The sequence below is a fragment of the Bacteroides sp. OF03-11BH genome (genome assembly GCF_003604005.1).
Classification (GTDB): domain Bacteria; phylum Bacteroidota; class Bacteroidia; order Bacteroidales; family Bacteroidaceae; genus Bacteroides; species Bacteroides ovatus.
Map to the genome: position 1 here is coordinate 1 of NZ_QTMW01000111.1, position 2,098 is coordinate 2,098.

The 2,098-nt window shown below is 42.2% G+C and carries 5 protein-coding genes; 4 read left to right on the forward strand and 1 reads right to left on the reverse strand.

What is annotated here, in order from left to right:
- The first annotated feature begins 166 nt into the window (after window positions 1-166).
- The 4 genes from DXA54_RS27845 to DXA54_RS27860 all read left to right on the forward strand — a co-directional run bounded on the left by DXA54_RS27845 (window position 167) and on the right by DXA54_RS27860 (window position 1,804).
- Window positions 167-397 carry a DUF3873 domain-containing protein gene (locus DXA54_RS27845; protein WP_008645914.1) on the forward strand — a complete coding sequence of 77 codons (231 nt, stop codon included), beginning with the start codon at window positions 167-169 and terminating at the stop codon, window positions 395-397.
- Window positions 337-642 (forward strand): DUF6956 domain-containing protein, encoded by a 306-nt coding sequence (locus tag DXA54_RS27850; protein ID WP_032567514.1) that lies wholly within the window; start codon window positions 337-339, stop codon window positions 640-642. Before DXA54_RS27845 ends, DXA54_RS27850 begins: the two co-directional genes overlap by 61 nt.
- Before the next feature lie 53 nt (window positions 643-695).
- Window positions 696-1,004: a hypothetical protein gene (locus DXA54_RS27855; RefSeq protein WP_008645916.1), complete on the forward strand. Its 309-nt coding sequence runs from the start codon at window positions 696-698 to the stop codon at window positions 1,002-1,004.
- Window positions 1,005-1,168: 164 nt separating this feature from the next.
- Window positions 1,169-1,804: a hypothetical protein gene (locus DXA54_RS27860; RefSeq protein ID WP_117678617.1), complete on the forward strand. Its 636-nt coding sequence runs from the start codon at window positions 1,169-1,171 to the stop codon at window positions 1,802-1,804.
- Window positions 1,805-1,876: 72 nt separating this feature from the next.
- Here the strand turns inward: DXA54_RS27860 and DXA54_RS27865 are convergent.
- The coding region (locus tag DXA54_RS27865) for a lysozyme (protein WP_147378184.1) at window positions 1,877-2,098 on the reverse strand (222 nt) is incomplete at its 5' end.

Here is a 2,098-nt window from a genome sequence, read left to right on the forward strand (position 1 = left end):
GCGAGCGTCAAGGACTTTGCCGAGAAACACGAACTTGACAAGTTCTTTTATTACGGCTTCGGCTCACATCATTTCTACCTGCACCAACGCTATACGAGTAACCCCGAAATAGTGATGCAGAACAGAGTGTTGTCAGTACATTTCTAACCATCTAAAAATAACGATTATGAGTACACGGATGACCATCAACGGAGTAAGCACCTGCACGCAAGCAGGGACAGAGAAATACGAGAAGTCCCAAACGGGTATCGGCAGACGTAAGCGGACACTTATGCAATACGACTACCGCCACACGGACGGGGAATTGTTCTCTTGTGTGAAACCCACGTTAGACGAGTGCCGAGCCGCACGGGACAAGTGGCTGACGGCAAAGGAAAGAAAGGAGGACAAGCGATGAACGAAGTTGCCTACCAAACGCTGATAGTCAAGTTCAGCGAGCCAATCAAGGCATTGGACGGAATGTTTGATGATGCCGAAGCATGGGGAGTTGATACCCTGAAGGGGTGGATAGACAACTATGAAAGTAGCAGGTTTACTGCCATTGACAGCCATACGGCAGTCATAACGAGCGAGTATAACATGGAGTGGCTGAAAGAGTGGCTGGAAAGATGCACACCCATAGCCGAGAAAACTGAATTTTGAACGTTGTGGCGGTGTCCGCACCGCCACAACATAACGCCTAAAATACAACGAATATGATAGCGAAGACAATTTTGGAGCAGATAGGTGGCAGACGCTTTGCCACCATGACGGGAAGCAAAGACTTCATAGACATGGGCAACGGCTTACGCATGAGCCTTGCGAGGAACAAGACGAGTGCCAACCGCCTTGACATCATCTATGATGCAGGGGCAGACCTCTACAATATGCGCTTCTACCGCAGGACGTTCAGCAAAAAGACATTCGAGTGCAAGACGAAAGACATAGAAACGCACGAGGGGATATATTGCGATATGCTGGAGGAAATGTTCACGATGGTGACGGGGCTTTACACCCGTTTTTGAACGATGGGCGGCGAAAGCCGCCTACTTTCTTTCAGTGAGCATGATGGCGGACAAAGAAAGTAGCAAAGAAACCTTTGTTCCAATCTTCGATAAAATTCTTATTTGAATATGTAAAATTAGCCATAAAAGGCTAATTTTGCATTGTTATTTTTTTGTATATTAATATGAATATAGAAGATTTACAACTAATTGTAGAAACAATATATCAGCACAATCCATCTGCATATAAACGAGGAGGAGATGTTGAGTTGTTGAATTCTCATATAAAAGCGATACAACATCTGAAAGAGGTCAATAAAATACATTATAAAGAATATAATTTGACTGATTTAGAAGCATTAAGTATCGTCATCCTTGAAGGCTTTGGTAGTTCTCGGTTCATACAAGAACCTCTGTATAATAGGCGTAAATTGAATGCCTTAACAGAAGTTTTAATCCAAAACTTAGATAGTGCATTAAGAAAAGCTCCTAAAAATACTCACCCTGTGTTATATGCCAATGATGGTTTTATGCGTGGTAATAATAGGATTGGAGATATTTTTACCGTAAATGGCTTTTTTACGACATCAATAGATGATTTTGATAATGCTCATTCTATAAAATGGATAATTGAGCCTTTACCGGAAGGTCAAACAAAAGCTTATGAAATATATAAAATATATAATCATGGAGAGGATTGTCCGTATCCTGAATATCAAGTGGAATTTGAAAGAGGAACAAAATTTGAGATAACTGACATAAAGAAAGGCAAAGAATATAATGTAGTTCATATAAAAGAACTGCCATCTCAAACTATCTGATAGCAGCAATATATTAGAAAATCCGATGAAGTTGCGGCTTCATCGGATTTTCTTTTGTCAGGTACTTATTATTTATGGTACATACAACAGTGCAAACTCCGCCTTTCTCCGTTTGAGCAGCATGGCGTGCCGTTTCCCCTTGTAGTTGCAGAAAGCGATATACTCCCGATAGATGTTCCTGTCGCCCGCCTCCAACTTTCGGATCAGCGTGCTTTTGGGAATCTTTCCGCTACCCAAAAGTCGATATGGACCGACATTGTAGGCGAGCGTGGCAAGCAGAAGCGAATCCTTCCC